The organism is Candidatus Neomarinimicrobiota bacterium, assembly GCA_021734025.1.
GTDB lineage: Bacteria > Fidelibacterota > JAANXI01 > JAANXI01 > JAANXI01 > JAANXI01.
In genome coordinates this window covers 194,040-218,492 of sequence record JAIPJS010000001.1, presented here as the reverse complement: position 1 = coordinate 218,492, position 24,453 = coordinate 194,040, and the positions used below count along the sequence as shown (strand labels likewise).

At 43.5% G+C, this 24,453-nt stretch carries 15 protein-coding genes; 4 read left to right on the top strand and 11 right to left on the bottom strand.

Annotated elements, in window-relative coordinates; all coding sequences use genetic code 11:
• Positions 1 to 109: 109 nt before the first annotated feature.
• The 6 genes from K9N57_00840 to K9N57_00815 all read right to left on the bottom strand — a co-directional run bounded on the left by K9N57_00840 (position 110) and on the right by K9N57_00815 (position 15,009).
• Positions 110 to 3,301, bottom strand: coding sequence for a T9SS type A sorting domain-containing protein (locus tag K9N57_00840; GenBank protein ID MCF7802717.1), 3,192 nt, complete (start codon positions 3,299 to 3,301; stop codon positions 110 to 112).
• Positions 3,302 to 3,590: 289 nt separating this feature from the next.
• The gene (locus K9N57_00835; GenBank protein ID MCF7802716.1) at positions 3,591 to 6,431 is read right to left on the bottom strand and encodes a T9SS type A sorting domain-containing protein; all 2,841 of its coding nucleotides are present in this window, start codon (positions 6,429 to 6,431) and stop codon (positions 3,591 to 3,593) included.
• A 56-nt stretch (positions 6,432 to 6,487) separates the two neighbouring features.
• Positions 6,488 to 6,823, bottom strand: a complete 336-nt coding sequence (locus tag K9N57_00830) for a T9SS type A sorting domain-containing protein (protein ID MCF7802715.1) — start codon at positions 6,821 to 6,823, stop codon at positions 6,488 to 6,490.
• Positions 6,824 to 7,938: 1,115 nt separating this feature from the next.
• Positions 7,939 to 11,361: a T9SS type A sorting domain-containing protein gene (locus K9N57_00825; protein ID MCF7802714.1), complete on the bottom strand. Its 3,423-nt coding sequence runs from the start codon at positions 11,359 to 11,361 to the stop codon at positions 7,939 to 7,941.
• Positions 11,362 to 11,645: 284 nt separating this feature from the next.
• On the bottom strand, positions 11,646 to 14,336 hold the full coding sequence (locus K9N57_00820) for a PQQ-binding-like beta-propeller repeat protein (protein ID MCF7802713.1): 2,691 nt from the start codon (positions 14,334 to 14,336) through the stop codon (positions 11,646 to 11,648).
• A gap of 340 nt (positions 14,337 to 14,676) precedes the next feature.
• The gene (locus K9N57_00815; GenBank protein MCF7802712.1) at positions 14,677 to 15,009 is read right to left on the bottom strand and encodes a hypothetical protein; all 333 of its coding nucleotides are present in this window, start codon (positions 15,007 to 15,009) and stop codon (positions 14,677 to 14,679) included.
• 134 nt (positions 15,010 to 15,143) lie between these two features.
• Here K9N57_00815 and K9N57_00810 point away from each other — a divergent pair, with 134 nt between their 5' ends.
• The gene (locus K9N57_00810) at positions 15,144 to 15,887 is read left to right on the top strand and encodes an abortive infection family protein (protein MCF7802711.1); all 744 of its coding nucleotides are present in this window, start codon (positions 15,144 to 15,146) and stop codon (positions 15,885 to 15,887) included.
• A 179-nt stretch (positions 15,888 to 16,066) separates the two neighbouring features.
• Here the strand turns inward: K9N57_00810 and K9N57_00805 are convergent, their stop codons facing one another.
• From K9N57_00805 to K9N57_00795, 3 genes are all read right to left on the bottom strand, one after another.
• On the bottom strand, positions 16,067 to 16,975 hold the full coding sequence (locus K9N57_00805) for a homocysteine S-methyltransferase family protein (GenBank protein MCF7802710.1): 909 nt from the start codon (positions 16,973 to 16,975) through the stop codon (positions 16,067 to 16,069).
• A gap of 154 nt (positions 16,976 to 17,129) precedes the next feature.
• On the bottom strand, positions 17,130 to 18,002 hold the full coding sequence (locus tag K9N57_00800; protein ID MCF7802709.1) for a hypothetical protein: 873 nt from the start codon (positions 18,000 to 18,002) through the stop codon (positions 17,130 to 17,132).
• 64 nt (positions 18,003 to 18,066) lie between these two features.
• Positions 18,067 to 18,456, bottom strand: coding sequence for a hypothetical protein (locus tag K9N57_00795; protein MCF7802708.1), 390 nt, complete (start codon positions 18,454 to 18,456; stop codon positions 18,067 to 18,069).
• Between the two features lie 338 nt (positions 18,457 to 18,794).
• On the opposite strand from K9N57_00795, the gene K9N57_00790 reads away from it, so the two are divergent.
• The 3 genes from K9N57_00790 to K9N57_00780 all read left to right on the top strand — a co-directional run bounded on the left by K9N57_00790 (position 18,795) and on the right by K9N57_00780 (position 21,489).
• Entirely contained in the window at positions 18,795 to 19,274 is a 480-nt protein-coding gene (locus tag K9N57_00790; GenBank protein MCF7802707.1) for a hypothetical protein, read from the top strand.
• Positions 19,275 to 19,405: 131 nt separating this feature from the next.
• A complete protein-coding gene (locus K9N57_00785) occupies positions 19,406 to 20,026 on the top strand; it encodes a hypothetical protein (GenBank protein ID MCF7802706.1) in 621 nt (206 codons plus the stop codon).
• Complete coding sequence (locus K9N57_00780) at positions 20,005 to 21,489, top strand: DUF2779 domain-containing protein (GenBank protein ID MCF7802705.1); 1,485 nt, start codon at positions 20,005 to 20,007, stop codon at positions 21,487 to 21,489. The genes K9N57_00785 and K9N57_00780 overlap by 22 nt, the downstream gene beginning before the upstream one ends.
• Positions 21,490 to 21,545: 56 nt before the next feature.
• Here the strand turns inward: K9N57_00780 and K9N57_00775 are convergent, their stop codons facing one another.
• On the bottom strand, positions 21,546 to 22,526 hold the full coding sequence (locus K9N57_00775) for a hypothetical protein (protein MCF7802704.1): 981 nt from the start codon (positions 22,524 to 22,526) through the stop codon (positions 21,546 to 21,548).
• Entirely contained in the window at positions 22,526 to 24,412 is a 1,887-nt protein-coding gene (locus K9N57_00770) for a DUF3696 domain-containing protein (GenBank protein ID MCF7802703.1), read from the bottom strand. The genes K9N57_00775 and K9N57_00770 overlap by 1 nt, the downstream gene beginning before the upstream one ends.
• Between the last annotated feature and the right edge of the window lie 41 nt (positions 24,413 to 24,453).

The following is a 24,453-nucleotide window of genomic DNA, read 5'->3' as shown; positions in this document are numbered from 1 at the left end:
GAAAAAATTTCATTTGTGGTAAATCCCGGTCTCCATGCACGGCACAAGAGCGAATGGAGACCGGCTTCTACTGGTTCACTGATGCTGATTTATCTGAATGACAGAAGTATTATTTCAGATAGATCATCTTCTGCATTGCCTGGTAGGCAGGTGTTTCGAACCGATACAAATACATACCCGCACTCACAGACTGTCCCTCCTCATTGGTACCATCCCAGTGTACCGTGTACCATCCTGCCTGCTGTTCCATATCAGCCAGTGTGGTGACCTTCCGTCCCATGAGATCATAGACCGTCAGCATTACTTGTGCTGCCTCCGGTAAGCCGTAACGGATGGTTGTCGTGGGGTTAAATGGATTGGGGTGATTTTGCCGGAGCGTATAGGTATCCGGGATATTTCCGGCCCGGTCGATACCGGTGGATGTAGTTAACGTAGCCGTCGAAACATTGGTCTGCACCGGATTTTCGTTGAGGTGCAGCTTCGACAGCGTGACACTACTCTCACCGCCATTGAAATCTTCTCGCACCTGAAACCGGAGCCGGGCGAGAGTTCCGGATTGATCAAGAGCTTCGACCTTCGCCATCGCAACAATGATTGTTCCGTTCTCTTCCTGTACCTGGGATATTGCTCCATCAGCTAACCCTGACCACTCGACTCCTGTAAATTCCAGATGAGCAGGATTGTATTCGAAGACGCCCTTGATACCAAAGAGATTATCTGTATCGTTAATCGACAGAGGAATTGAGAGCGTTATCCCAGGTTCAATGCTCTGATCCGTTAACTGAAGATCACCACTTGCCAGCAATTGGCCTTCCGTCGTGTCATACGGCAAGGAGTCTATCAATCCGACACCATATTGCATCAGCAACGAAGCGTCCAGACTGGAGATGGACTGATCAAGCGTAAGATCAGCCGCAACGGAATCTTCGCCAGTTAGGGTGATCATTTCTGCGAGATGCTGCAGGATAAGTGACGCATCGTATGCCTGAATCTGCCCATTGCCGTCCACATCGCCGTAGGCAAACGGCGCATTAATCCAAACTCCTCCGTCTTCAGTGACGACAGAATCCTTACCTGTATCAAAGACGGCCGATTCTACCGAAACAGGAATAAAGGTTTCTGATTCGCCAGTCACATTAAATTCCAGGCGAGCCAGCACTCCACTTCCACTTATAGGTTCAGTGCCTGCTGACCAGCTAATAAACAACCCATCATTCTCGTTTGCCACAAAGGACCATCCGGCTTCACCAGGGAGTGTGTTACTCGTGTCTATGCCGGAAAATACCAGTCCGGATTGGTATCCGGTCAAACTTACTTCTGCGGACTGGTAGGAGGAATCCGTGGGAAAATCAACATAGATGGGCACGCTTACTACATCCCCTGGTGCGGTGTCAACGGAATCGACAGTTAGTTTGATTATTGGCATTACTGAGGTTGAATCTAAATCGAATTCATCCAACACCGCATTCATCAGTGCTGTAAACTCATCTTTGGGGACGACCTCTCCGTCTACAGTTGTATCGACTGCCGCGCCAGCCGTGAAGGACAGGTATATCGTCGTTCCACCACCATCTGTTGTAGTTTGTACTCCGTAGTTTTCACCGTCATTTAGTCCAACAAATAATTCAGTTGCACCCTGACTGGCACTCACATAGTCACTCCAGTTGCTACCCACGAGATCCCAGATGCCTAATCCCCCCTCGAGGCTATATTCGCTAATACTGGAAGCCACACCAGCAAGACCGGTAAAAAGACTGTCACCAATTGGATCATTGCTTGCGTCTACCGGATCATTCGTGTAGTCTCCGAGACTAAAATAATCGTAGGCAAAGTCGCCTGGCTGAAATGTACCGGTTGCTGGGAGACCATGCGCATAAAAATAATCCATATCGGAAAAAAATAAATTGCCGCTGTTATCCAGGAATGTGGCATACCCGGGATCTTCTTCATCTGTGGCAGGGATGGTAGAGGCACCCCAGCCAAAAAGAATGATGTTATTCCATCCATAATTGATAACAGATGCATCGATACCGTTTTCAGCGCCCAGATCGGCATTCCAGGTATCATACACGAGGCCGTTTTCATCCAGCGCATGAAGATATGGAGCAGCACGGTCTGCCCCACCATCCATGATCACGAGTAGATCGGCATTCGGATGTTCGGGTTGTTTCACAGTAAATGAGCGAACTTTACTCTCTGATGTATAACCCTGATTATCAGTCGCTTCGAGCCAGTAAGAGATTTCATCTCCTACTGTAAAGGGTAAGCCGGTGATTTCCGCAGTGTACCAGCCGTTACCGTTGGACTCAACATCGTTCGCGGTAAATGCTGAAAAGGGCACACTAATGGTGCTTATGCTATCCGATGCATAAAGGGTAATGTTATCATCGCTTGAGATTGCGGTCCCGTTATCATCATCGTCAAGCAATCTGAACCGCACAGTAAACGGACCGGATGTGTTGTATGTATTGGGAAGCTGATCCACGCTAAATGCGATCGGAGCGCCCCAGGGATAGGTGACATACACTGCCATGTTGATATCGACAGCATCGGAATACCTGCCCCACTGTCCGCCTGTCCAGGGACCGCCGAACCACGTATAAGTGATTGGAGCCTGGTCGCCATCAGCCAGCGGATGCGGCTGTTCACCACCTTTGACAAAGCCAATTAGGAACGGTTCGGCGGTAAGCTCGGTTTCACTCCCAACCTGGAACCCCCCGATATCATCCGGCATTCGCTGATACATACCATAATCAGATACGGAACCAGGAGTATAGGGTGCCAGGAGATCACCGATAGGTGATCCGTCAAAACTGCCGCGGGGGATGGTTCCTGCTTCACCATCGGGAGAAATTGCCTTTGCCTCTTCCGAGTATTTTGCAGCAAACGCGGTATAATTCCCGGCTGTATACCAAGACGTTTCGACAAATTTGACTGAGCACGGCGCGGACGGCGCAAAAACAATCGCGAAGGTGTCTCCGGCGGCGCCACTAGATCCGAGGTAGTATTCTGCCACTCCATCGGTATGGTCTAACGTCCACAGCGTGGACGCGGAACTAGAACTCCGAAGCTCCGGATCATTCGATTTCTGTGGTGCCTTGAAGTGTACAAATTCCAAACCGTTTCCCTTTTTTTCCTGATTGAATTGTTGCACAGAAATGTCCCTCTGGGCCGGGGTTAAAACACGGTATTGGTCAGCCTTACCAACGGAGAGGGTCTTCTCTTTCGGACTGGCTTGAACGGCCATTGTCAAAAAAAGCAAAAGGCCGATTGGTATCATTGCTAAGGTAGTTTTTTGCATATTACTTTCCTCCTCTGTCGATTATTGCCTTGGAAGAATTATCGTTCACCAAAATAAAAGGGGTAAAAACTAATATGTTCTTAAGTATGCGTGTCCTCCTCAATATTGTTAAACATACCCTTATTCAAAGCGGTGAATTTTATACTCTATTATTTTTTACCCAGACTGATTGATGCGATGAAAATTTCATCAAGGGCCGTTCTATTCAAGCTTACATTCAAATACATTGAAGCCCTTATTCCCATCGGCCAATTTTCTGATGAATTCACCATCACACAGCGGTATTCATTTATTTCATATACACCATTTTCCTTATAGCCTTAAAATCCAGCGTCTCAATCCGATAAAAATAGACGCCTGTACTGACCGGCTGTCCGGTCTGGCTGTGCCCATCCCAGTGCACAGTATACCACCCTGTTTGTTGCTGGCCATTTGCTAACACGGCAACTGGCCGTCCCATTAGATCATAGACTGTAAGAGTGACGTGTGCACCTTCCGGTAATCCGTAGCGGATTGTTGTGGTCGGATTGAACGGGTTGGGATGGTTTTGGTGTAGGACATAGGTATCAGGGATTGCAGAGTCATCGCCAATCCCGGTAGTACTTGAGAGCGTCGCCGTCGTCACATCGGTCTGTACCGGATTTTCATTAAGGCGGAGTCGTTTCAGAGTCACCTTACTTTCGTTTACACGCAGGTTCTCATGCACGTGAAACTGAAGCCGGGCAATCTCCCCGGTGGCTGCTAAGGTTTGCGTGCCTGCAGCTGTCATGACAAGTCGCCCATTTTTCTCGTGGATCTGACGGAGGGTCCCGTTAAACTCGTCGGCCCATCGGACGCCGGCATACTCCAGATGATTTGGATTATACTCAACTGTGGATTCCAAGCCAAGCAGATTGGCGCCATTTTCCATGGTGAGCGGAAGAGAGATGGCACTCCCTGGTGTCATGGGTTGATCGCTCATCGCAATCTGTCCGGAAGCCACCACCGACTGGTCCGTCGTATCGTACGGCAGGGAATCAACTAAGCCGACGCCATATTGGAGCAGGATGGAGGCATCGAACGCTGAGAGACTGCCATCCAGCGTCACATCGGCTGCTATGGAATCACCGGCCGTCAAGGTAATCATCCCGGCTACGTGTTGGAGAATGAGTGAGGCGTCATACGCCTGAATTCGGCCATTCCCATCCACATCTCCATACACATAGGATGCCTCGATGTGAACTCCGCCATTGGTAATTGTGACTAACTCTTTACCTGTATCAAAGGTTGCAGACTCGACGATGATTGGTGCATATGTCCCGGGGGCGCCGGTAACCTCGAATACTAGATTCACAAATACACCACTATCACTGATGGTGTTAGCTCCGGCTGACCAATTCAGCAGAAGACTATCCGTTTCGTTAACAGTGAATGCCCACCCAGCCTTTCCAGTAAGGGTATTTGATGTGTCAATCCCAGAAAAGACTAAACCCGATTCATATCCATGAATGCCTAATTCTGCCGAGGTATAGGAGGAGTCTGTTGGGAATTTTGTGAACACGGGGATACTTACTGTATCTCTTGCCAGAGCTACAATATCAGGGATAGTTAAAACTATGTGGATGGCGGTATCCGGATACACTGTAATATAATTCTGTTTCACAACCGTGGCCGTGTCTACGCCATCACTGACCACCAACCTTACATCATAGTTCGATGCTCTGGTGTAAGTGTATGACGGATTCTGGATTGTCGCATCAACCGTCCCGTCGTTCTGAAAATCCCATTGCCAACTTACTAGCCCCGAGCTCTCCGGAGTTGTAGATTCATCCGTAAAGTTGACAATAAGCGGCTCCTTTCCTTTTACTGGCGTTGCTGTGAACTCTCCTGTTAATCCGAAAAATTCATAAATGATCACTATCCGCCAGTCATTCTCCCACGCCCCGTTTATCCAGTCCTGGCTCAAATATTCAGTCTGATACCCATTAGTATCATAGGTGTAGAGGTTCCGCCAGTCATTCTCCCACGCCCCGTTTATCCAGTCCTGGTTGAGAGATTCAGTCCGATACCCATTAGTATCATAGGTGTAGAGGTACTGCCAGGCATGCTCCCACGCCCCGTTTATCCAGTCCTGCCTCAAATATTCAGTCTGATACCCATTAGTATCATAGGTGTAGAGGTACTGCCAGGCATGCTCCCACGCCCCGTTTATCCAGTCCTGCCTCAAATATTCAGTTTGATACCCATTAGTATCATAGGTGTAGAGGTACTGCCAGGTATGCTCCCACGCCCCGTTTATCCAGTCCTGGCCGAGAGATTCAGTCCGATACCCATTAGTATCATAGGTGTAGAGGTTCCGCCAGGTATGCTCCCACGCCCCGTTTATCCAGTCCTGGCCGAGAGATTCAGTCCGATACCCATTAGTATCATAGGTGTAGAGGTTCCGCCAGGCATGCTCCCACGCTCCGTTTATCCAGTCCTGGCCGAGAGATTCAGTCCGATACCCATTAGTATCATAGGTGTAGAGGTACTGCCAGGCATGCTCCCACGCTCCGTTTATCCAGTCCTGCCTCAAATATTCAGTCTGATACCCATTAGTATCATAGGTGTAGAGGTTCCGCCAGTCATTCTCCCACGCCCCGTTTATCCAGTCCTGGCTCAAATATTCAGTCTGATACCCATTAGTATCATAGGTGTAGAGGTTCCGCCCGGTATGCTCCCACGCCCCGTTTGTCGAATCCTGCCATAATCTTTCAATTGGCCGTCCCTCAGCATTATAAGTTATTTGGTAACGATACGTATCCTCCTGCCACGCACTCCCAGTCCACTGATAATACCGGTAGAACTCAATCCATCCACCGGAACTTGTTGCCGCCCGCCCCGTCCGGGTAGCATAGCGCGTTTGAAAGACATTGTCCATCTCATGTTTATATTCAGGCATCATATCCCTCTCCCCACGCGTCAGCGGTAAAACCGACTTTTCTTGAGGCGAAGCAACAATCTCATCCGGCGTATAGTCTGCCATCTCTGGAGGAACGAATCTAGTCGGTGGTCCCTCTCCCGCCATGAGTACATTATTAATGGACCCCACAAAAATAAAAACACTCATCAAGAATAGACTATAAATCAGGTAAATGTTTCTCTGTATCATATTCCTGTCTCCTTGTGTAGTGACTCAGTATTATTCCTTTAGGAATTGATAACTGGCTATTTCAATATCACTATTGATTTTGTCTCCTGGTATTTGCCGGCACGCAGATGATATAAATACACCCCATTTCCTACAAGGTACCCAGCGGTATTCCTGCCGTTCCACTTTACCTTTTGCCATCCTACCTGCTGGTGAGAGTTCGTTAACACAGCCACTTTTCTACCAACCAAATCATAAATTGTCAGGGTGACATGGGTATCTTCTGGCAATCCATACCGAATAGTGGTGGTTGGGTTGAACGTATTGGGATGGTTCTGGTGCAGTACATACGTGCCTGGAATTGCGGAGTCATCGGCTATGCCAGTAGTAATGGAGAGAGTTGCCGTTGCCACATCGGTTTGCTCTTTGTTTTAGTTGAGTCGGAGGCATTTGAGTGTTACGGGACTCTCCTGGGTATATATTTCATCTCGAAACTTGAAACGGAGGTGAGCCATAGTTTCTGGGAGTGCCCCACCTTTCGGTTGTGCTAATGACAAATTAATGTGATCATTATCCTCATTGATCTGCGTCATAGCACCGTCCGGTAGATCGTTCCATTTTATCTCCAGATCGGTGGCTTTATAGTTGTATATTAAAGTTGTATTATACCTAATCGGAATAAAACTACTCCAAAAACAGAATAGTTAATTATTGTTCCGCTGGAATATTCATAATTGGAAGATGTACTAATATAGAAATACGGCCCGAAATTCATCTCCCAACTACGAGATTAGGCTTTTCTAAGTATAATAAAACTCTAATTAGGGAAAATGTGTATTTCCCAAATATTAGTACTACATTTTAAACACGTCACCGGTCAGCAGATATCAATTTAGTACTAACGAGAGGGTTCAAAACAACAAATAGGTCGCGATGTTACCGAGCAAAAATCAATTGGTTTTTGCTCATATTATGTACTAAAAACCTATGATAAATTTCATACCAACCTTAAATAAAAGATATCTTTAAACAAATTAGATGTCAAGATGTATATGACACAGTCTGTCGTATTTTTTTCTACAAATCAAAATTAATTATGCTGAATTGTTCTAAAATTTAAGCAAAACCGCTCTGATTTTTCTTTATCAAATTTTTTAGGTACAGTAATATTCAGCCAGTCTCGGTTACTTGTTTCACCAAAATATATATTTTTCATTTATACCTTGTCTCTTAAATTGCATTGAAAGGTTATTAATTCTTAATTAATCCAGGTGAGAGAGAGCCCATAACACCTTCACTATATTATCGATAGGCGGAAACCTAGATACCGAATCACTGGACAATATTCCCAAGGTATGTTTAAAGAAATGTAAAGAAAGCCCTGGGAGTAATTAATGTGCTTCCAAAATTCACTTGCCAACTTAGCGGTGAAAAGAATTGGCATGATGAATTTGATTAGCATTATGAAAAAAGAGCCCAATGCTAAGAAAGAATGGGGCTCTGCTGTACCCATTTATGGGTAGAATAGTTACTTCATATACACCATCTTCTTCACATCCATAAACTCCCCGGCCTCCAGGCGATAAAAGTAGACACCGGTACTGACAGTCTGACCAAACTCATTCCTGCCATTCCACTGCACCTGATGCCAACCTGCATTCTGGTAGGTATTCACAAGCGTACAAATCTTTTTACCAGAAACATCATATATCACCAACTGAACATTTGAGTCTTCCGGGATCCCATATTGTAACGTGGTAAAGGGATTAAAGGGATTCGGATAATTATGTGCAAGTTGATATTTCGTTGGAGTATTCACGATCATGTGGTTTTCATCCGGCGTTCTCCGCTGTGCTTGTGGAGCGGCCAATTGTTGTTTCAATAATTGCGCTAAATCATGGATATCACCACGGAGTTGTTGACGATTTTCATCATCCTGAATCCAGACATTGTTTCCCTGTTTACCCCTTACTCTCAAGTGGTTGGTCACTGCATCCTCTAAAATCTGAATAGCCCCAGTGAAATCATTTTCAAGGAAATGATGTTGAGCTTGCTCAATCAAATGGGTGAGTTGCTTTTTCCGCTTATCATCTGGATTTTTAAAATTTTCAAGGGCCAACGAGTGAACAAACTCAATACTCTGCTCAAACCGGACTTCAGGATAGTGAGGACGTGCCAGTATTTTTACCGTTCCAACATGGTAAGCATCTGTAGACACTGTTCCCTCATATAGTGTCTCCCCGATTGTTACATCCTGGGTATCAACCACTGTTCCAGAGTTTCCTCTTCCATAATCATCTGCAGGATTCTCTCCATAAATAGTCCAGTCATTTCTCACGCCGTTCCAATACCCCAATCCCTGGATATCTTTTTCCAGAATTCGTGTCTCCTGCAGATGTTTTAGCGAATAATAATTTTTGACCCTTATCGGCCATGCGATATCTCCGAGTGTCACAATTTCTACGGACTTTCCAAACGATGCTGTTGTTTCTGGATTCGGTGGCATCACTCCGGGCGGTTCCTCTGAATAGGATGTCAATTCTACTTGTACTTCTTCCTCCTCTGCCGAGACCTGTATTGTGGTATTTGAGTTTTCTACATCATCAATAACTGATTCACCTCCTGATTCGATTGTCTCGGAAACGATAGATTCCACGGCACTCCCAAGAATACTTCCTTCATCGAAGAGCATCTGTACTGCATCAGACCGGTCAAATAAATCCTGCACACTTGCAATATTGTTACTACCTTGCCCCACTATAATTGCAGTAAATATATTTTTGGACTGATTGGGATCGAGATCAAACGGCCCTGTCACAACCACAAATCTACGATCTTCCGGTTGTGCATCTAACCATCCATCTCCACTTACGGGATTCCCAGAGACTGGAAATTTAGTAGGTTCCGCAGTTATGGGATCGATTCGAGGTGTCCCATCCAACAGTAGTCCCTGCATCAAGTTATAATATTCTTCAAAAGAAGAGGGATCGCCATCCGGATACTCTTGGTATGCAGTAAAATAGCCGAAGGCATTTAACGGCTCGTTTCTCAATCCACCCTGAAGGATATCAAATCCGACAGCCGGTGGCGTATCCCCATACCCGTCAATTGAGGCAGTACTTTCATCAAATGTATCCCCATTATAGGCATATCCAAGATTTCGAAACGTATCTACACCCACGACATCATCAGCATAATACCCGATATCCGGATCACACCATAATGATAAATATGCATCTTCCCACGCCTCGTCACTCGTATTCACAATCTCAAACTGCATAAATTCGGTGTTTGTTAGTGCCGAAGATGCATACCCGAATGAAGTCTGTTGAACTTCGACGCCTAAAGGATTTGAACCATCAAAATGGTTATCTGGATCTGCATCGTTGTAGACACAAAACAGCGTCTGATCTCCGACATGCTTAGGACTGCCATCGGGATTCACTGGGGCCCCCATTTCAACAGGCCATTCCGCATAATCGGGATTAGATTCGGTATCACCTTTTTCAATTTTATAGACACGATATTTTAACTGGCTCGGGTTGGCGGGTTCTCCAGCAGCAATTACCCCAGCCTCAAATTCTGAGCCATAAGACGCTATACCCGTACGTATCTCTCCGTTAACTTTCGCCCCAAGCCACAGTCCTGAGCTATAGATAGCATATTTGTTTGATCCAATGGGATAATTCAATCCACCATTTTTCGATAGCAAAGGATCTCCCGCAAATCTTCCATTCCGTAAAACCCACATCGCAATATTATTAACATCAAGTTGTTGGAGTGGAATTGCTATGAGATTGTACGGAATTTCCTGAGCCGGATTATCTGGATTATTATCGGAGAGTAAAAACGTTCCACTAATATCGCCATTGACAAGCGGCATCACTTTAAGACTCAATTCTGCCTGTGCCTGAGGATCAACAAAATAGTAGAGAGCGTATTTTTTTATCCACAAACTCTCATAAGAAAAGGCAATATTTGAATTATCTGCTGTGAGTTTCCCAAATGCAGATCGGTCATTAGAATTTTGGAAAACTATCTGTTGCGGATCTGTTATTTGTCCGGGTTCAAGGATGCCAAAATCAATAGAGGTGGGCTCAAAAGTGATGTGAGCTGATGTTGGATTATGGGACATATTTGTATACGCTGATTCGACGAAATCGATATCGTACTGGACGTGGAAATGGTTTTCATTCTGAGTCAAGTCAGGTGTCAGATTGCCTTCTTCTTTCCTATACACTTCATCTAATGGCCAATAGCCCGCAAGTCCCGATTCATTGCCAACTAAGGTGGTATTGGAGTATCCTTGTATTTCACTAGCCAGAAGTGCTCGGTCCCATAACCGGATTTCATCAAGCAATCCGCTATATTGGTCACCGAGGTGAAAGTTATTCCATGAATATCCTGCATAAATTCCAATTGAATTTGAGACGATATCATAATGCCAGGGGACACTTACATCGAATGTCCCATTAATATACATTTTTATAGAAGTGCCATCATACGTCACTGAAATTTGAGACCATTGTTCTTGGGGTATGGAGGCATTAGAAATAAAACTTATAGATTGCCCCCCTGATTTACCATCTGTTAAGGAAAATTCCACATGGGTATTCTGGAAAGTCTCATCCGTAATAAGTAACATTAAAAAATCAAAAAATGGGGGGTTAGAGGGATCTAAATTCACATTATTGGGAGGGTCTAGAATAGGTGCTGAAATCACATAGATTTCTTTGCCTAGCTCTCCCAAATCAAGGGGGAAAATCCGTATTTCCAGGGTAAATTCGTGCCCATTAATATGAGATGCATCTGGGTTGTTTGCATAAACATCATTCATATTTAAACGGCTAGGCATTCCCTTAAAAAATGCAGATCCATCCTGTCCGTTAATCATTGTAGAATCAAAGAGTAGCAATCCACAAATAATAGAAAAACTCATTAGGTATTTCACGGCGACCTCCTGTATCGATTCGGAAGCAAATCAATCCCGAGAACAACCTGTGTATCTGGTTTATATACGTATCTGGTAAAGATTACCAGTTGATTTTATACGCCGTCGACTCATCCCTGTATTAGATTAGATGTATCTCAATAGAGGGAAAACTAAGGAAAATGTAAATTGATTTGGTGTTTTGCTTTTATCTTCAAATAAATTATAGGTTAATTGCCTAGCCAAAACAAGGAAAATTCATAGAATCAATAATTATTTTAATATTTTTTTTATAATGATAGGTGTTACTTCATAAACACCATCTTTTTCACGTCGACAAACTCCCCGGCCTCCAATCGATAAAAGTAGACGCCTGTGCTGACACTTTGCCCAAACTGGCCAGTCCCACCCCATGAGACTTGATGCCAACCTGCCGATTGCTGTTCCTGAACAAGCGTCTTTACTTTCCTCCCAGCGAGGTCATAGATGACTAACCTAACATCCGCATCCTGAGGCAAGCCATATTTGAGTGTGGTAGTTGGGTTGAAGGGGTTGGGAAAGTTTTGCGAGAGAGTAAATTGTTGTGGCAACGCAGACTGGTCTCCCTCCTCGGGGTCAACAGCGGTTACAATATCTGCCAAATTACCTGTTCGAGCATTATTGCCCTGAAAGGTGGGCCAGTAACCGGCGAAATGGGCATCAGTTGTTTTCTGGAATCCACCAGCAGAGATATCCGCAAACCCATAAATCGTCCCTTCATCACTTCCAATATACATCCGCCCCGTCGATGTAATCAGTGGGGGTGCCACCAATGGACCCTGGGTTTGAAAATACCACTGGTAGTCACCTGCAGTCGTCAATACATGGAGTTTACCGTTCTGACTCCCAATATAAAAGTTCCCGTTCGGTGACAGTCCCCCGGTCCCATACACCGGAGCATCAACATCTGTCTCCCAGACTAGAGTTCCAGAGTCCGACACGCAATAAATGGTACTATCACCTGAGCCAAAGTAGATGCAGTTTTGTCCATCAATCACTGGTGACGACCGAACCGGTCCTGCCGTTTGAAATGCCCAGCGGTCCTCTCCTTCTGGTGTCAGACTATACAACTTCCCGTCATCACTCCCGACATAGATATTCCCGGCAGAATCAAACGCAGCGGAAGAACGAACTCGACCATCCGTATTGAGCCGCCATTGGATAGTACCGTCTGCTTGGAGAGCATACAAGGTCCCGTCATCACTCCCGATATAAATATCCCCTTCCTCATCAACTGCTGCCGAAGCATGGATCGAATCACCTGTGATAATATTCCATTCTGGAGTACCATTAGGAGTGACTTTATAGATCCGGTTGGTGTTGGTCCCCACATACAAATTGCCTTGAGCATCTAATGCCGGCGAGGCGGTGATTTCCCCGCCCATCGGGAGGTCCCAGCGGAAATTGCCAGTCAAATCAAAAGCATACAACCGGGTATCGGATGACCCGACATAGATCACAGAATCCCCACTCACCGTGGTCGTGGACCGAATTTCGCCCCCAGTGTACAGAGTCCAATTCACTTCTCCAGTTTCATCGAAGTGGATAATCTCTTCATCAGTCGAACTGACAAAAAACAGTGAGTCGTCAATGGTACTAATAGCCGAGGTTATTGAGCCGCCTGTTTCAATATTCTCAGAATTAACATTAATTTGGTAAAAAGCAGTATCGGTTACCCCGGAGGCGTCGGAGACCGCCAACTCAATCTCATGGGTACCTACGGGGAGCGAATAATCTAACACACTCTCCTGGCCCGATTCATGTCCATCGATAAACCAGGAATAACTGAAAATAGTATCGGCTTCATAACTCACGCTATTGCTCCCATCAAGCGTACCAGAAGCCATCCCATCCCAATTGTCATCTAAGGTAATTTGAGAGCCAACTATTTTTGCCGTAGGCGTCGAAGAAAGTTTGAATAATACCAAAGTATCTTCCGGAGCTGTTAAAGTTCCAATATTTAGATACTTCCCATCTAATAAGTACAAGAGGTCATGACTTATATCTAGTCCATTGTGTATGTATTCTATTGCCCAAAGCGGGTTACCTATGGAATCAACTCGAAGGGTTGTAATATTAGTAACATCTGGAGCAGTTTCTTGACCAAATGAAATAGCAAAGCCTTCGAAGGTTGATACTAAATCTGTAAAATTATCATAATGTAATTGATAATCCCAGAAGGATGGTCCTTCAACAAAAGATAGATCATTATTCATTATTAGAAAACAGAGGCTTAAATAATTTGTATTTTCTCGGCACACGGGTACTACTACCCCAAAATAGTTGTTTTGAACGGCGATGAATGTTGCGTAACTGGGGTCTCCTGAAATTGCGAATTGCTCAGTGTTTAAATAATTGCCATTACTATCAAATTGGTATATGTATAAAAATGAACCTTCATCCCTGCGAGCACTGATGGGGATTATATAATTATTATTTGAAAGTTGGGCTATTGAGAATCCCCCATTTAAATTAGTACTTTTTTCCCATTCAATTTGTCCTTGTGAGTCTAATTTGGTAAATAAATAATCAGAAAAAGAATGAAAAATAATAAGACCACCATCATTAGTCACTTCAGCATCATATAAATATCCAATCGGAGTTTCCTGTTCAATTGACAAATTATTGTCAAATTTATATACAACTGAATCCGTTATGACAAAAACACCATTATATTCACCACCAAGAATTTCGATTTTTCCGATTTGATCCTGCATTGATAATGATGATACAATATTTCCATTACTATCCAATTTTAATAACATCCATTCAGTATTACTCACTGGGCCTGCCGCCCAATATCCTTGTGAGGTTTCTGTCAAACTCCAGCCATTTATACTACCAGATCTCTCTATATAAATATCGTATTTTTTTACCCACTCAATATGTGGCTGGGCGTGAGCATCAAGAGCGATGAAACACGTAAAAACACTCAATAGTAAAAAAGAGAATCTCATGGACATCTCTCCATCATATTTAATAACAAATTGACAGGAGTGGTGACTACATAAATGTAATGTCCTCTGATAGGAATTTAGATGCAATAGAAAATATCATCGGTATATGTTAAAAAAACATAGCAATCAACAATTGAAAAATCTCCCGAACACCAGTGAGTATTTGCGGAGCTGTGTCGTTGAGTGCACCCAGGAAGGGTGCATTTTTAGAATAATGGAAAACCCGGCCGGTAGCAACTTTATTCTTGCTACATAAGGAGTGTTATGTAGCCAGTTTTCCTCAAAATCCTATGGTAATATCGCCAATCGGTGATGTAATGTGGTGAGATCTTAAAAGATTTCACGGCACAAACACACCGACATCCTGCAAGGCATCCAAAATCTGTGATGGATTAAAGTCTCGGAGTGGCACCCCATATTTTATATACTCTTGGATTTGTTCAGTATCCCGAACAATCCAACTGACTTTCTCGGTAGTCCCATCGGACATCTGCACCCAACAAAAGAATGAGCGGTCCTCGCCTTCGACGATGATGGCATAGTCCAGTGTCCGATCCCATTCAAATCGCCAGTCAGTGATGCGGGGGTTATCTTGGACCCGGTCATCCAGAAATGTGGTAATCCGCTTGCGGGTGACTGTATAAAGGGTTTCGATATCCGGGGATCGTGTCATGGGGTTATTGAGGTGTTCGTTTTTCGGGTACAATGGTGGTTTAGGTAGAGTTATATTTTAGATAGTTAGGTCCTAATGCTTTTGAATTTTATTTTATTCAAAATTAATGCAATTCAATGCGAGGCAAATAAAAAATGTTTGAAGATTATTCATTATTCGAAAAAGTTGAAGTATTACAAAACATTTTAATTGACCGGGCTACCGGTAATTATCCTGAAGAGGAAGAATACAAGACCCTTCGCCGTGAATTACTAAGTAACCCAGAAATAAAAGACTTACTTCCCCCATTTTTAAAAACTTCACGCAATTTAAATCAATTTTGGGGCTTTATTAAACCCAAGTTTGAAACTTACAAAGAGAGGAGGAAATTCTTATGGGATTCTTTTCAACCCGTACTAGATAAATTAGAAAAATTTCCAGAGTCACCTGCCGAACAAACTATATCAAACAAATTATCAGCATTTGATGAAGATTACATACACACTCTTTGGCAGAGAGCACTAAAACGCAAATCAGAAGATCCCGAAGGTGCTATAACCCTTGCTCGTACACTGTTAGAAGGTGTTTGTAAGCACATTCTAGAGGCGCTGAAAATAGATTATAGTAATAATTCAACACTACCAAATTTATACAACGATACTGCCAATGCGTTGAATCTTGCACCCAGCCAACACTCCGAGAAAATTTTCAAACAAATATTAGGTGGTTGCTATTCAATTGTCGGTGGTCTCGGTGCGTTACGAAATAAAATCGGAGACGCTCATGGTCAAGGAAGAAATGGAGTCAAACCATCTGGTAGGCATGCCGAGTTAGCAGTAAATCTTGCCGGTACCGTGAGTGTATTTTTGCACGAAACCTGGAAGAATACGATCGAATAATAATTCAAAAACATAACTCTACCTAGCGGCCCCACTTCAACGTCATCTTGTAGTCATGCTGTCCGGTGGAACGTGAGGTTGGATGGCTTCTTATGATGTGAATCGGATTTAACAGTCAAGTATAAGCGGAGTGCGAACGCTTCGAGAGTATTTTCGCCCATATATTGTTCGCTGTGTTCTTATGGACGAGAGACTATTGTATAATTCTCTGATTGTAATTGTTGAAAGATATAATCAATATATGACGGTCCGACTTCACAACATCCCCCAATGACAGTCGCTCCCGTTTGTATCCAATCCATGATATGCGACGCATATTTTTTTTCGTCCAGATCCGTTCGGGCCGAAAGTTGGTCCGCCGTTCCGCCTGGCTGAAGCGGGTCAACAGAAGTAAAGCCATTGGCGTACCCTCCATATGGCATATCCAGATGCGTTATTGACAATAAACCCTGACCTATTGTCTCTGGGAAAGAGCAATTGAACAAGAGCGCTCCCAAAGGGTACTTTTTTAATGAGTGCAGCGCTTCATCAATAGTTTCCCCTGAACGTAATTGATTCGGATTATCATCTGACAGAGTGAAACTGAGCCATACAGGTTTGCCGCCGTGCCGTGCTGCCTCAACTGCCGCTTTGGCTTCCTTTACATTTGAGATTGTTTCAATGAGAAAGAGATCGACATGTGGTGCCTGGATGGCTACTATTTGTTCGTACTCACTTTTCAATTCAGAAAAAGTCCGCTCATCTACTGTGTAGCTGCCAATTAAGGGAGGGAGGCACCCGGCAATCGAGACATGTTCAGCGCTCACCCCAAGTTCCTCTCTTGCACGAGAGGCAATATCTAAGGCTTGTAGCTGGAGTGTTTCAAACAATTGCACTTGCCCATCTCGCTTCAGACGAGTGGGGGTGCACGTGTAACTGTTCATTGTAATGATACTCGCCCCTGCTTTTATAAAATCTTGATGGACGTCTTTTACCACTTCGGGGTTGTCCATCATGACTTGAGCGGACCACATGGGTGTCGCAGGTTTTCCGGCTCGCTTATATATTTCTTGGCCAACGCCACCATCTAAAAGAACAATGTTTTTCATATAATCACTATTGAATTGTAGTGTCTGCCTCTTGGCATGTTACGATTAATATAGTATAAACAACGTGAATTATCCTTCACAAATCTCCCTGAAGCCCCTTAACAGCCCCAGTTATCGTGCATTTTGTCCGGTGGAATGGGGGTTAGGTAGTCCGTTAAATAAATTTTAAACTTTCGATAAAATCTTTAGTCGAGAGGTAATTTTTACCAGAGTTTCCATATAAGTAATCGAACGCAAAACTCATAAATCTTGTATCATTTGAAACAATTATATCTGCATCCGTCAAATACATCAAAATTCCAACATCTGCAAGCGCATTTTTATCAAGACGTTGATTTGGTTCACCAAAGGCATATACAGCGGAATACATTATTCCTTTAGCATAGTTAGTAAAATAAGGATATTTATCCTTATCTTTTTTCCAGTTTACATAAGCAATATCTGGTAAATTTGGCAATCGTTTCTTGATAAATTTTTCAGCAAATGAATCAATATGTTCTTTGACATACCAATCAATTAATTTCTCCCTCTCATCTGGTGTATGAATATTGTCAGTAAATTCACTCGTGTACTCATCTCTAAGCCATTTATAGAGTTCTCTATGTTCTATAGCAGATTTTTCAGATTCCATTGATTTACGGCGAATTTGATTTAATTCTTTACCACCTAATTTTTCGGTCATGATTAGTGAGCTAACATTTTCTTTAAATAGATCTTCATCCTCATCTGAAAGAAAATATTTATCCTCATAAGACAAGTCTTTTTCCCCTAATTCATTTTTCCAAACCTCGAATTTATGACGAAAATATTTACCATTACAAATTCGTAAAATGAATGGAAGTTCTTTCTTCAATTGGGGTAACAGATTGTTATTGTAATACATTTGCAAAGTTTCTTCTAAGAAAATCGGAGAATGGTGTACGATGATTCTCTCGTCCTTTAGAAGAGATAACAATCTATCGTCGTGTAATTCCTCGATCGAATTGGATGCAAAGGCTGACCTGTCGAAAATTACTTTAGTGCACATTTAATCTCCTTTCTATAAAAATTGAAGGGCTACCTAACGGCCTCAGTTCACCAGCAATATCCATTTAAAACTCCACCTCAAATCTATCCTTTTCATTAAATCGCACTCGACCATTAAATCGCTTAACAGCCCCGAGCAAAGGTTCTTGAACAGATAACTCATACGTATGATGGTGAACCTCTTCCCAATCAATTTCCCAGTAATAATTACCCCGGCTATTGGTTTCAGCAGTATAGGTAGTCTGTGATTTAGTATAGGAGGCATGGTGGATATATAACTCGAGTTGAGCATTTTCTAAGGGCACATCGTCTTTTTCCACATGGATACTTACTACATAAGACTTGTAGGTTGGTGCAAGGATTTGCCCCGTTTCGAAATCAGGTTGAGAAGGTACTTCGACACATTGCAAGAGGAGAAAAAAGACAAGAAAGAATGTAATGCGAATGAATAGCATTGGAATAATTACCTATGATAGTTCAAACCTTTTTAAGCCCCAGTTCACCTCACGTAAATACACCAATCTTTTAATATCTTCCCAAAGAAAGACTGTACCCTCAACAATGTTTGAACAGATAAAAAATCGGCCATCAAACTATAGATTAACTTCCCACGACCGGTTCGCAGAATCAAGGAGTTTTCGCTACATAATTGCTGAATTGTAGCAAAACTATGTTCCTTTCCCGGTTGTTTGAATCCTGCATTCTCAAGGAAAATTTCTGCCTGTCAATTAATCACACATAAACCTATTTTAGATTTGGTAATATATGGTAGTCTCTTTTTAAAGGGATAATTATGCCTCGACATCAAAGACGCAATGCAGAAAGTAATGCCCAAGTTGGTAAAGATTTTGAAGACCTGGCGTATGAGCATTTCAGGAATGATATCCCTGACTTAACACCAAATTTTGAAATTCCCATTGGTATCTATGCACAAAAGCCCCATCGATTTGACTTGGGCAGTCATGCACATAAAACCCTCATTGAGTGCAAGTCCCATACCTGGACTGCAGGCGGGAACGTTCCTTCAGCGAAATTAACCGGATGGGATCAGGCCATGCTCTACTTTTATCTGGCTCCCCGAAGTTATCGTAAAATTATGTTTGTCAAGTACGTTTGGAGTGAGAAAAAACAGGAGTCTCTTTGCGAATACTACCTGCGTACCCATCCCCATGTTATCCCAGATGAAGTAGAATTTTGGGAAGCGAACGAAGGAGAAGATACAATCTCGAGAGTGTCCTTTGACTTGACGGCAAAAAAATACAAGACCGAATAATCTACATTTCTCCTGCTTTAGTCCTGACGTATTTCCAGTTCTTGGGTTGACTCTTGACGTCCACAGGCAAATATTATACGTAGTCTTTTAATCCTTCTACGTGCCACAAAAAGTCCATGGAGAGCATAACAATGATTAATGTATCCTCTGAATACCACCTGGAGCCTAAAGACATCCATGATATTGTTGATTCCATATGGGAACAGGATATTCCCGCAGCGCGTGATTCAGAAGAATTGCAATGGTATCATAACCGGTTAAGCAAATGGTGGGTTACCAATTTAGCATTGGCTTTCCAGGCAAAGTATGGTGGTGAGAAGCGCGTCTGCGCATTCTATCGTGATAGAAAGAGGAAGTCAAAACCTGTTCCAAATGTGGCCGAATTCCTTTTTGATATCACAATTGCCAAGTATCGAACATTCACAAGCTCTTCAAATCGTGTGGACTTCGATTATATTCTCCCGCCGATCTGGCAAATTGAGTCAGAGTTCAAAGGAGATATGCGTGAGATATCCAAGGACTTCCAGAAGCTTCTTGCCGGCAATGCCCCGTACAAAATGATGGTCGGTCCACTGAGGACTAATCAATCCCAAGCGTACCGGGAGGACATGAAGCACCTTGCCCGATATGTTACGGCCGAGGCGCTCTATTTTCTGTTCCTCCCACATCCGGATTCTTGGGCAACCCAGCAACCAGAGGATTGGCTCCTGTTTCTATGGGAGGATAACGAATGGCAAAAGGTAACACCATGACCCACCGCCTTTCCAAATCCCGGTTCCTGTCCGGGATCCAATGTACCAAGAAACTCTGGATCGAAACGTACAACCGGGCCCTCATTCCTCCCCCTTCACCGGCGGACCAGCGAATATTTGATCAGGGCCATCAGGTGGGACAACTGGCCCGGGACGATTACACGGACGGCGTGCTCATCGAACCCGACCATTTCCACATACCCGAGGCGATGGCGCAGACTGAACAGGCAATAGATTCTGGAGTGAAGGTCCTCTTTGAAGGCGCCTTTGCCCATGAAGAGGTTTTGGTGCGGCCGGACATCCTGCGCCGGACCGAGGACGACACCTGGCAACTCATGGAGGTGAAATCCTCCACCCGGGTCAAGGACGAACACATCCAGGACGTGGCCATCCAGGAGTATGTGCTTGAGGGGGCCGGCCTCCCCATTGCGAGCACCCACCTCATGCACGTCAACCGGGAGTGTGTATATCCCGACCTGTCCAACTTCTTTACGACAGCTGATATCACAACGGATGTAGCAGGCTTTCTTCCGGAGGTTCCCGATATCCTTGCGCACTTGTTCGCTACTCTGGACCGGGAGAACAAACCGGTAGTCCCGATTGGCAAGCATTGTACTTCGCCATATGACTGTCCCCTGGTTGAGTACTGCTGGGATCACGTCCCGGAGTATTCCATCTTTACCGTCCCTCGATTGAACTGGGATAAAAAGGACCAGTTGATGGCAGATGACATTCTGGCCATCACCGATATCCCGGACGCGTTTCCCCTCTCAGATACTCAGCAGGAATATGTGGACTGTGTCCAGGCGGAAGACGCCAGCATCGATTGGGAGGGCATCCGGCAGGAATTAGCACGATTGGAATACCCCCTGTACTTCCTGGACTTTGAAACCGACAATCCGGCCGTACCGCGATTCGAGGGGATGCGTCCGTACGATCAGTTTCCGTTTCAATACAGCTGTCATATTCTCCAGGAGGACGGCTCCCTGGATCATGTGGAGTACCTACACACCGACCAAACCGATCCCCGGGGACCCGTGGCGGAACACCTGGTCAAGAGCATTGGAGCAATGGGATCGGTCATTGCGTACAATGCCGGATTCGAAAAACGAATCCTCGCCGACCTCCGGGATCGCTTTTCGACGCTCCAGGAGCCGCTCCAAGGCATGATTGACCGCCTCTGGGACCAGTTGGTCATCTTTCGGAAACATTACACGGATTATCGCTTTCGGGGCTCCAATAGTATCAAAGCGGTGCTGCCGGTCCTTGTACCCGAGTTGGCGTATGAGGATTTGGAAATTCAGGGTGGTGAGGTGGCCCAGGTGGCCTGGAATGAACTGTTGGACACAGAGGATGAAGCACAAAGAAAGGAACTAATTCAGAGCCTGCTTGCGTACTGCCGGCGGGATACGCTGGGGATGGTGGAGATTTATCGCCAGTTAGTCGATTTGAATACGCAATGAACAACCCAATGTTGGGATGGCATACCTTAGTTCGGCCTATTTTATGGGTAGTAGGCTTATATAGTAATACTCAGTGTATCCGAGGCATTGACGACCTCAAGTACATCTGATTTCAATCGTAGAAAATTCTGTGATTTTTTAATTTCCGCATGAAATACGGAACGAATGGATGGTTCTGTATCCTCGAGAGCTTGCCCCTGAGCATTCAAAATATCTAATCCTTTGGGAATATTTAACAAACAAAACTTGGTAAAAATTCGTCTATCATGCTTTATTTTCCGTTTGGGAAGAAATAGGAATGTGACCTTTAATCTGTCCTCGAATTCCCGGTTAAGCCATTCTTCCAGATATGTTTGATACTCGGTAAGGTCATTAAATTCAGATGATCCATAGACTTGGCGCTCTTGAGCTGCTTTACTGCTGGAGAGAATAATCACAGGGACCGTTTGAGTTGAAATCTCGGAGAAATGCTCTAAGATTGGAATGATGTTGTTTTTAATTTTCTCTTGATCACTTCCGATATACCGGTCACTAATGATAATCGCATTTGAAGGTAAATCGAAAATCGCTAAGATATCTGTCCATTGGTAAAATTTATCTTTTACAATATCGACCGAATGCTTTCCACTGTATTTTGCCCAATTTTCTTGCACTTCTTTTGAACTAAATATGGGGGTAAAATATTGTGATCGATAGGAATTGCAAACCGCGGGGCTGAAACTATCTGAGAATGCAGCAAAGCAATTCGTTATAGCCTCCTTTTGCGTATTAATATACCGGTTTGAGGTATCTTGACTTTTGTTATCCATTGGTCGATATGGGGGATTGGAAGGCTGGCCTATCACTTTGCGTGGAATTGCAAGGGTCATCAGGTCCTTCATACGTCCATCGTTTAATACATACCCAGTTCTTGATTCAAAAAAATATACAAACTCCTGTTGATGACTGTTTAACTTTCCATTAATCTCTTTATCCTCGTCAGCCTGCTTGAAAAAGTTATACAAAAAGGATGTAGTAAAGAAAAACTCAGGTTGCATTAGTTTAAATTCCTGGGTTTCCACAGATCATCAATTAAACTGGGGGTTTCATCAAAAAATCCCTTTCCCCAATCATCTAAGAAGAATCCGCGCTCGTCAATCCGAATTTTATCAATGTTACTCACACCATTGGCGTTCTGATGGATATAGTAGAAAGCAATTTGGTCTTTGGTCAATCGTCCGTTGGCTACTAGTACCTGTAATTTTCGGATTAAGTACTCGCTGTGCGTTTCAATGAAATATTGTTTTTTAGGGACTCCGTTCTCATAAAATAATTCATCCACAAAAAACTCCGCGAGGTTCGATTGGAATTTAGGGTGTAATTGCATTTCCGGTTCTTCTAGGAGGTAGAAATAATCATTCCATATCGTCTCGGCAATAATAGGAATAATTTGGGAATACCCCGCCCCTACCTCATCAAGCGTCAACTGCATATCGGATTTTTTATCTTTCAAATAGTAGTACCAGTCAGTCTTGCCTAATGGGTTTTCTTGTGGCACGAGTTTAAACTCAAACCCTATCTGAAACCGCTCAAAATATTTATTAATCCGCTCTTCAATTTTAGCGGCCTGTTTTTTCAGATGTCGATCGGTAATACTCTTGACCAATTTTTGTTCGAAGTTCTTATAAAAATCACTGTGTTCTCTATTTGAGGTAATTCGATGTAATTGCCAATATAATTTTTTCTCTTCTGGTGGAGGTTCCGGGAAGAAAAACTCTTGAACATCTAGAATCCTTTCATTTAACAGTGCCTCCAATGGCCGGATGATTTCTTCGTAAAACTCTAACACAATCCATATGACGACGCTTTTCACATAATCTTCAGTCTGCCAATGCTCCGGCAATAACTGTAGTGACCTTTCTAACTCTTGTAATTTACCTGCCATATTGAGGAAGTGTTTATCGATTTCAGCATACCCGAAAATATCTCGGTCTGGTGGATTCTCCCGAATATTTATATCGATACCCGGTGAAGGCATGCGGCCCTTGTATCCATGGCGGAACAAAGTGAATCCCTGTTGTTTGGCAAATCCGAATTTTGCCAACCCAAATTCCTCCAATTTTTCTTCCACATATCGTTTATTTTTGTCCGAATTGGCTCCTTCGAATAGATCCTCATCGATATTTTTAGCCAGACTTTCTGATACATCGTAAAAATTTTGGGATCTCAACCTCAGATTATCTTCTTCTCCAGGAGGATTAAACGATACGTTTTCAAATAACATTTCCTTGTCTATATCAATTAAACTACCACCTAAACTAATTCTTTTGGGAATCAGTCCGACCGTCTCTCCCATATCAGCACTAAATACTGAACCGGCGATAGTAAATGGGCCTACCTCATAGATCTTAGAAAAAAAATTATTAATGAGGCTACTTTCAACACCAAACTCCTTTCTGAGATATCCTTTTTCAAGTTCAAAGGAGATGGGAAAACTATTCAAATTTGTAATATCTAATATTCCATTCTCGCCTTGGGCTTCGATTAGGATATCGTCTTGTGCTGATCTTAATTTATAGTTTTCCCATCCTTTTCTCATTCCCACAGACACATCGTAAGGAGCACTTTTTTTCTTAACACTTACAACCCCTGGTATCTGGAACCCTTTATACTCTGTAGTCTCATCATGATCCAGATATGCACCCTGGAAAAGCGGGATTAACTCCAGGTCTATCGAAATTTTTTCATCCTGTAAGCGTTGAAACGCATCATCCGGATAGTGAATATTAAATTCTTGAGGATTCTTGAGCATACCGGAAATCAATGAAAGGAGTGAACTCTTTCCACTATTGTTGGGGCCAACAAAAATGGTTATCGGTTTACAATCTAATGAAACTTGCTCTCGAAAACTTCGGAAGTTCTTAAACTGTATTTTAGTAAGCATTTTCCACCTTTTACTATGAGCAAAAACGTAAAAGACAATTG

Bases quoted from the DNA above. Each gene is read 5' to 3' on its own strand.
- K9N57_00840 (MCF7802717.1), bottom strand. From the start codon at position 3,301: ATGCAAAAAACTACCTTAGCAATGATACCAATCGGCCTTTTGCTTTTT.
- K9N57_00835 (MCF7802716.1), bottom strand. From the start codon at position 6,431: ATGATACAGAGAAACATTTACCTGATTTATAGTCTATTCTTGATGAGT.
- K9N57_00820 (MCF7802713.1), bottom strand. From the start codon at position 14,336: ATGAGATTCTCTTTTTTACTATTGAGTGTTTTTACGTGTTTCATCGCT.
- K9N57_00815 (MCF7802712.1), bottom strand. From the start codon at position 15,009: ATGACACGATCCCCGGATATCGAAACCCTTTATACAGTCACCCGCAAG.
- K9N57_00810 (MCF7802711.1), top strand. From the start codon at position 15,144: ATGTTTGAAGATTATTCATTATTCGAAAAAGTTGAAGTATTACAAAAC.
- K9N57_00805 (MCF7802710.1), bottom strand. From the start codon at position 16,975: ATGAAAAACATTGTTCTTTTAGATGGTGGCGTTGGCCAAGAAATATAT.
- K9N57_00800 (MCF7802709.1), bottom strand. From the start codon at position 18,002: ATGTGCACTAAAGTAATTTTCGACAGGTCAGCCTTTGCATCCAATTCG.
- K9N57_00795 (MCF7802708.1), bottom strand. From the start codon at position 18,456: ATGCTATTCATTCGCATTACATTCTTTCTTGTCTTTTTTCTCCTCTTG.
- K9N57_00790 (MCF7802707.1), top strand. From the start codon at position 18,795: ATGCCTCGACATCAAAGACGCAATGCAGAAAGTAATGCCCAAGTTGGT.
- K9N57_00785 (MCF7802706.1), top strand. From the start codon at position 19,406: ATGATTAATGTATCCTCTGAATACCACCTGGAGCCTAAAGACATCCAT.
- K9N57_00780 (MCF7802705.1), top strand. From the start codon at position 20,005: ATGGCAAAAGGTAACACCATGACCCACCGCCTTTCCAAATCCCGGTTC.
- K9N57_00775 (MCF7802704.1), bottom strand. From the start codon at position 22,526: ATGCAACCTGAGTTTTTCTTTACTACATCCTTTTTGTATAACTTTTTC.
- K9N57_00770 (MCF7802703.1), bottom strand. From the start codon at position 24,412: ATGCTTACTAAAATACAGTTTAAGAACTTCCGAAGTTTTCGAGAGCAA.